The organism is Vibrio sp. SCP2 (assembly GCF_059295395.1).
In genome coordinates, this window is record NZ_JCAFVV010000007.1 from 187899 (window position 1) to 194220 (window position 6322).

Annotated in this window: 6 protein-coding genes, 2 tRNA genes and 1 rRNA gene; 2 read left to right on the top strand and 7 right to left on the bottom strand. The window is 44.7% G+C overall.

Features of this window, described 5'->3' with window-relative positions; translation table 11 throughout:
- Positions 1-7: 7 nt before the first annotated feature.
- The 4 genes from iscU to trmJ all read right to left on the bottom strand — a co-directional run bounded on the left by iscU (position 8) and on the right by trmJ (position 3038).
- The gene (gene iscU / locus AC5O63_RS17935) at positions 8-391 is read right to left on the bottom strand and encodes a Fe-S cluster assembly scaffold IscU (RefSeq protein ID WP_004412993.1); all 384 of its coding nucleotides are present in this window, start codon (positions 389-391) and stop codon (positions 8-10) included.
- Positions 392-442: 51 nt separating this feature from the next.
- On the bottom strand, positions 443-1657 hold the full coding sequence (locus AC5O63_RS17940) for an IscS subfamily cysteine desulfurase (protein WP_069665543.1): 1215 nt from the start codon (positions 1655-1657) through the stop codon (positions 443-445).
- Positions 1658-1686: 29 nt separating this feature from the next.
- Entirely contained in the window at positions 1687-2193 is a 507-nt protein-coding gene (gene iscR / locus AC5O63_RS17945) for a Fe-S cluster assembly transcriptional regulator IscR (protein WP_004747795.1), read from the bottom strand.
- Between the two features lie 113 nt (positions 2194-2306).
- Positions 2307-3038 carry a tRNA (cytosine(32)/uridine(32)-2'-O)-methyltransferase TrmJ gene (gene trmJ / locus AC5O63_RS17950; protein ID WP_004747793.1) on the bottom strand — a complete coding sequence of 244 codons (732 nt, stop codon included), beginning with the start codon at positions 3036-3038 and terminating at the stop codon, positions 2307-2309.
- A 178-nt stretch (positions 3039-3216) separates the two neighbouring features.
- Here trmJ and suhB point away from each other — a divergent pair, with 178 nt between their 5' ends.
- Together suhB and AC5O63_RS17960 are read left to right on the top strand one after the other, a co-directional pair.
- Positions 3217-4020, top strand: coding sequence for an inositol-1-monophosphatase (gene suhB, locus AC5O63_RS17955; protein ID WP_239826461.1), 804 nt, complete (start codon positions 3217-3219; stop codon positions 4018-4020).
- A 183-nt stretch (positions 4021-4203) separates the two neighbouring features.
- Positions 4204-5730 carry a phospholipase D family protein gene (locus AC5O63_RS17960; RefSeq protein ID WP_494505807.1) on the top strand — a complete coding sequence of 509 codons (1527 nt, stop codon included), beginning with the start codon at positions 4204-4206 and terminating at the stop codon, positions 5728-5730.
- A 275-nt stretch (positions 5731-6005) separates the two neighbouring features.
- On the opposite strand, the gene AC5O63_RS17965 is transcribed toward AC5O63_RS17960, so the two are convergent.
- The 3 genes from AC5O63_RS17965 to rrf all read right to left on the bottom strand — a co-directional run.
- Positions 6006-6082, bottom strand: a tRNA-Trp gene (locus AC5O63_RS17965).
- 36 nt (positions 6083-6118) lie between these two features.
- A tRNA-Asp gene (locus AC5O63_RS17970) sits at positions 6119-6195 on the bottom strand.
- Between the two features lie 31 nt (positions 6196-6226).
- A 5S ribosomal RNA gene (gene rrf, locus AC5O63_RS17975) occupies positions 6227-6322 on the bottom strand; the annotation flags it as partial.

A 6322-nucleotide genomic window follows, 5' to 3' on the forward strand; every position in this document is an offset into this window, starting at 1 on the left:
AGATTACTTATTCTTGGTGTTTTTTCTTGTAGTCAGCAACCGCTGCTTTGATTGCGTCTTCAGCAAGAATTGAGCAGTGAACTTTTACCGGTGGAAGCTCTAGCTCTTCAGCGATTTCAGCATTTTTAATTGCTGCCGCTTCATCAATGCTCTTGCCTTTCACCCACTCAGTAACGAGTGAGCTTGATGCGATCGCACTACCACAACCGTAAGTTTTAAACTTCGCGTCTTCGATAATACCTTCTGGTGTTACCTTGATCTGAAGTTTCATTACGTCACCACATGCAGGAGCACCAACCATGCCGCTACCTACTGCTGGATCTTCTTTATCAAATGAACCAACGTTACGTGGGTTCTCGTAGTGATCAATTACTTTTTCGCTATATGCCATGATATTTACCTCGAATCCTCTATTTCTATCCTTGGAATGACTGAATCAGTATTAGTGGTGTGCCCACTCAACTGTGCTTAGGTCAATTCCTTCTTTGTACATATCCCATAGAGGAGACATGTCACGCAGTTTAATCACTGCTGTACGAATTTGTTCGATTGCGTAGTCGATCTCTTCTTCAGTCGTTGCACGACCAAATGAGAAACGAACTGAGCTGTGAGCTAGCTCATCATCCAAACCTAGAGCACGTAGAACGTACGAAGGCTCTAGACTTGCTGAAGTACAAGCACTACCTGAAGAGACCGCTAGATCTTTTAGCGACATCAGTAGTGACTCACCTTCAACGAAAGCAAAACTGATATTTAGGTTATGAGGTACACGCTGCTCAAGGTCACCGTTGATCGTGACTGCTTCAAGATCTTTAACACCATCAAGAAGACGATTACGTAGAGCTAGAGCATGATCGAAGTCTTTCTGCATCTCTTCTTTCGCGATGCGGAACGCTTCACCCATACCCACGATTTGGTGAGTCGCTAGAGTACCAGAGCGGAAGCCGCGTTCGTGACCGCCACCGTGCATTTGTGCTTCTAGGCGAATACGTGGCTTACGACGTACGTACAGTGCACCAATACCTTTAGGACCGTATACTTTGTGCGCTGACATAGAGATCAGGTCGACTTTCATCTCTTGAACGTCGATAGGTAGCTTACCTGCTGATTGAGCAGCATCTACATGGAAAACAATCTTACGTTCACGACACATTTCGCCGATTGAAGAGATATCTTGGATAACGCCGATCTCGTTGTTTACGTGCATGATAGACACAAGAACGGTATCTTCGCGCATTGCAGCTTCAAGCTTCTTAAGATCGATAAGACCGTTTGATTCAGGCTCAAGGTAAGTGACTTCAAACCCTTCACGTTCTAGTTGACGGCAAGGGTCAAGAACCGCTTTGTGCTCTGTTTTGCAAGTGATTACGTGCTTGCCTTTCTTCGAATAGAAGCGCGCTGCACCTTTAATCGCTAGGTTGTCTGACTCGGTTGCGCCAGAAGTGAATACGATTTCACGCGGGTCTGCATTTAATAGGTCTGCAATCTGCTCACGAGCGGTATCTACTGCTTCTTCTGCCTGCCAGCCATAACGGTGCGAACGAGACGCTGGGTTACCAAACGTACCGTCCATAGTCATGTACTGAACCATTTTTTCAGCTACACGAGGATCAACAGGACAGGTCGCTGAATAATCTAAATAAATAGGCAGTTTCATTTTCTACTCCAATGTAACAGGCAAACCGCTTATGAGCGGACGTTTACACCGATGGGCGCGGTGTTTGTATTTTTAGTAGCGAACCCATGATTAACGGCAAGATCAATATCTTGTCGATCTGAAATTTCTAGTACTTCATTGTCTTTCATCAACTCACCTAGAGTGATGTTATTCAAGAAGTCACTGATACGTGAACTTAGGTCACGCCACAGTGTGTGCGTAAGGCAACGAGAACCACCTTGGCAATCTCCTTTACCATTACATTTTGTTGCATCCACTGACTCATCTACCGCGGCAATGACAGTACCGATTGCGATTGAATGAGCGTCTTCGCCGAGGCGGTAACCGCCACCAGGACCACGCACACTAGCTACTAGGCCAGCTTTACGTAACTTAGAGAAAAGCTGCTCTAAGTAAGACAAAGAGATACCTTGACGCTCTGAAATATCAGCCAGAGGCACAGGGTTCTGTTGCGAATGCAGAGCCACATCTAACATGGCTGTCACTGCGTATCTTCCTTTAGATGTAAGTCTCATATAACACCATATCCACACCGTTTATGTGGTATGAATTGTCACATACCCGACCAAATTGGTCAAGTATTTAATTGACTGTTTTAGTCAGGTATTTAACCATTCACTTATGGTGGTTATTTGGGTTGAGAGATACGCTTCTCAATTGAAGTTAAGATACCGCGCAGAATATTAAGCTCTTGTGATTCAGGTCTAGCTCGATTAAACAATCTACGTAGCTTATTCATCACCTTGCCAGGCTGTTCTTCACTGATAAATTGGGTCTCTTGCGCCACTTTTTCAAGGTGTGAGAAAAATAATTCTAATTCTTTGTGCCTTGGGTACTCTGCCGTTTCTTGCGGTTCATATTGGCTTTGTTCACGTTCTAGGTAAGCCATTCGCACTTCGTAGCTCAATGTCTGAACCGCCATCGCCAAATTCAGAGAACTGTATTCAGGATTCGCAGGAATACATACATGATAATGGCAAGTTTGTAGCTCTTCGTTAGTCAGCCCGGTGCGCTCTCGTCCAAAGACTAAAGCCACTGGTGCCGATTGACCTTCTTCAACAAACTTCTGGCCACATTCACGCGGCTCAAGCATCGGCCACTCTAGAGTACGCGAGCGAGCGCTCGAACCGACTACTAATGCGCAATCGGCTACCGCTTCAGTCAAAGTCGATACAACTTGAGCATTTTGCGCGATATCTGCTGCTCCTGCCGCTAACGCAAGAGTTTGTTCATCAACGCTGCACTGAGGATCGACGAGCACTAGGTTGGATAACCCCATAACCTTCATTGCACGGGCTGCTGAGCCAATATTTCCTGAGTGAGAAGTGCCGACAAGGACGACTTTTACGTTGTTAAGCATTGATGATTTCCGAACACAAAATTTGAGCTGCAAGATAGTACCATATACCTGAGTAAAATGGTCAGACCCTTTCTACTAATAAAACTAAAAGTGCAAAAATTAACCACTTCCATTTCATTATTTATCTGCTATACTGCCGCCCGTTTTTCTGTTCTTTAACATCCGTTGGGAAATTAGTATGCATCCAATGCTTAATATCGCTATTCGTGCTGCACGAAAAGCAGGCAACCATATTGCTAAATCTTTAGAAAATGCTGAGAAGATCGAATCGACTCAAAAAGGCGCGAATGACTTTGTTACTAACGTAGACAAAGAAGCTGAAACTCTAATTATCGATACAATCAAAGCGTCTTACCCTGAGCACGAGATCGTTGCTGAGGAAAACGGCGTAATCGAAGGTAAAGATAAAGACGTACAATGGATCATCGACCCACTGGATGGCACAACAAACTTTGTTAAAGGTTTGCCACATTTCTCTGTATCTATCGCTGTTCGTATCAAAGGTAAAACTGAAGTAGCGTGTGTATACGACCCAATGCTTAACGAGCTATTCACTGCACAACGTGGTGCTGGTGCTCAGCTAAATAACGCTCGTATCCGCGTTAAACAACTAAAAGACCTTCAAGGCACAGTTCTAGCAACAGGCTTCCCATTCAAGCAGAAGCAACACTCTGAGTCTTACTTCAAGATCATGTCTGCTCTATTCGTAGATTGCTCTGATTTCCGTCGCACTGGTTCTGCTGCTCTTGACCTATGTTACCTAGCAGCTGGCCGAGTTGATGGTTTCTTCGAGCTAGGTCTTAAGCCTTGGGATATTGCTGCAGGCGAACTGATTGCTCGTGAAGCAGGCGCTATCGTAACTGATTTTGCAGGCGGCACTGACTACATGAAGTCAGGCAACGTTGTAGCTTCAAGCGCTCGCGGCGTTAAAGGTATGCTTAAGCACATCCGTGAAAACGGTAATGAAGCACTACTAAAATAATCTCAAGCTCCGTCACAGCTGAAATTTTTAGCCCACTCTAATGAGTGGGCTTTTTTGTATCTACACTCTCTATAATTGGGAGCTAACTCAGCTATTAAGTCGCTATAGACACATAACTAAGGCAATGTGTGATAAGAAAGTGATGCCTATTTTTGAAGACAACGGATGTATCAATACTAACGCATGAAGATAAAACCTCTTTTCTACTCTCTTACCCTACTTTTAGTTGGCTGTGGCTCAGACCCAGACAGTGTGCCACTTTCTGAAATAGATCATTGTGATTCAATCCAACAGCATCAAGTAGAGCCCCTCTCTCATTACATTGAGCCTTTCCAAGCAAAGCTAGACAATGCAACTGGCGTATATGTTTTGGAGCAAGGTGCGGAAGCCATGATGTCTAGAGCTTGGATAACGGATAGAGCGGAGCACAGCATTGATATTCAGTACTTTATATTCTCGGTAGACAACATTGGCCTAATTGCAACAGACCACCTTGTTCGCGCGGCTGAACGCGGAGTAAAAGTGAGAGTGCTAATTGATGACATCATGCTAAACGCAAAAGGCGATGAACTTCTAATGCTCGATGCCCATGAAAATATAGAGATAAAAATCTATAACCCGAATGTAAACATAGGCAAGAACATCATCAATAAGCTTGGTACCTTGCTTACTGACTTCCACGGTTTAAACCAAAGAATGCATAACAAGGTATTCTTGGTCGACGACCAGATAGCCGTTACGGGAGGACGCAATATCGCGGACGAGTATTTCGGTTTTGACCATGAGTATAACTTCAGAGATCGCGACGTCTTTCTCGCGGGTAAAGCGGTATCAGATGTAAAAAGGTCATTTAATGAATTTTGGAACCATGAGTTAAGTGTAGGAGTTGAGAAACTGGTTGGTAATAACCCTTACCCAAAGAATCCTGACTTCTCCCGCCTGCATTCTTACTCATGTAACCCTGAGAATTTCCACCCTGAGATAAAAGCTGAAATCGAGAAAGTGCCACAAACTTTTGATCGCTTGATGGAACAAGGACGCTTTAGATTCCTTGAGAGGGTGGAATACATCTCAGATAAACCCGGTAAAAACGATCAGCAAACTTTTCTTGGCGGTGGGAGTATTACAAGAAGCAAGTTGATTGAACTCGCGGAAAGTGCTGAGAAAAGTATTTTGATCCAGACACCTTACCTAGTCACCACTAAAGCAGACCGAAAGTTCCTTCGTCAATTAGTCGATAAAGGGGTAGAGATAAAGATCCTCACCAACAGCCTTGCCTCCAACGACAACCTAGAAGCATTTAGTGGCTATCAAAGGAATCGTTCTGCGCTACTAAAAACAGGCGTCGAGATTTATGAGTTCAAGCCAGATGCCAAAGTTCGTCAACGCGTTATGACTGCACATATGTTTAAACGCTTACCCACCACGCCTATCTTTGGCTTACATGCTAAGACGATGACCATTGATGAGCATATAACGATTGTCGGTACTTATAACTTTGACCCTCGTAGCGCTAACCTCAATACAGAAAGCTTTACCGTCATTCACTCTCCAGAGATTACTGATGGTGTAAATGCTGCAATGAGAATCGAGATGGAGCCAGAAAACGCATGGCTTATTAGTGAGGACTTCAATCCAGATCATAAGGTCAGTATCTTTAAACAGATAGGGGTAAAAATCAGAAGAATTGTTCCAAAGAGCATCCTTTAAACTGGAACCTCAATATATGGCAGGGGTGGAAAGTTCCTACTAGTGATACTCCAACTCCCAACACGCACATGTTTTGGTATGGTGGAATCCGCTACTTTGGTTTGACACGCATACGAAAAAAGCCTCAGCAATTCTGCTGAGGCTTTCGAAGATGCCAAGGATGGAAAGACTCGAACTTGAAACACGCGCGCATGTTTTGGTATTGGCGAAATCCGCTGCTCTTTCCTAGCTACAAAAGAAAAGGCTCTAGTCTTTCGACTAGAGCCTCTAGAATATGGCAGGGGTGGAGAGATTCGAACTCCCAACACGCGGATTTGGAATCCGCTGCTCTGCCAATTGGAGCTACACCCCTGTAGTTCGTGTTTAGTGAGACGACTCTCGAAATAAGTGGCGGAGCGGACGGGACTCGAACCCGCGACCCCCGGCGTGACAGGCCGGTATTCTAACCAACTGAACTACCGCTCCGCACTGGTTAGACTTAAAGTCTAAATTTAAAGCCTGGCGATGTCCTACTCTCACATGGGGAAGCCCCACACTACCATCGGCGCTAATTCGTTTCACTTCTGAGTTCGGCATGGAATCAGGTGGGTCC

Excerpts from the sequence above, each read along its gene's own strand:
- iscU (WP_004412993.1), bottom strand. The coding sequence starts at position 391 with ATGGCATATAGCGAAAAAGTAATTGATCACTACGAGAACCCACGTAAC.
- AC5O63_RS17940 (WP_069665543.1), bottom strand. The coding sequence starts at position 1,657 with ATGAAACTGCCTATTTATTTAGATTATTCAGCGACCTGTCCTGTTGAT.
- iscR (WP_004747795.1), bottom strand. The coding sequence starts at position 2,193 with ATGAGACTTACATCTAAAGGAAGATACGCAGTGACAGCCATGTTAGAT.
- trmJ (WP_004747793.1), bottom strand. The coding sequence starts at position 3,038 with ATGCTTAACAACGTAAAAGTCGTCCTTGTCGGCACTTCTCACTCAGGA.
- suhB (WP_239826461.1), top strand. The coding sequence starts at position 3,217 with ATGCATCCAATGCTTAATATCGCTATTCGTGCTGCACGAAAAGCAGGC.
- AC5O63_RS17960 (WP_494505807.1), top strand. The coding sequence starts at position 4,204 with ATGAAGATAAAACCTCTTTTCTACTCTCTTACCCTACTTTTAGTTGGC.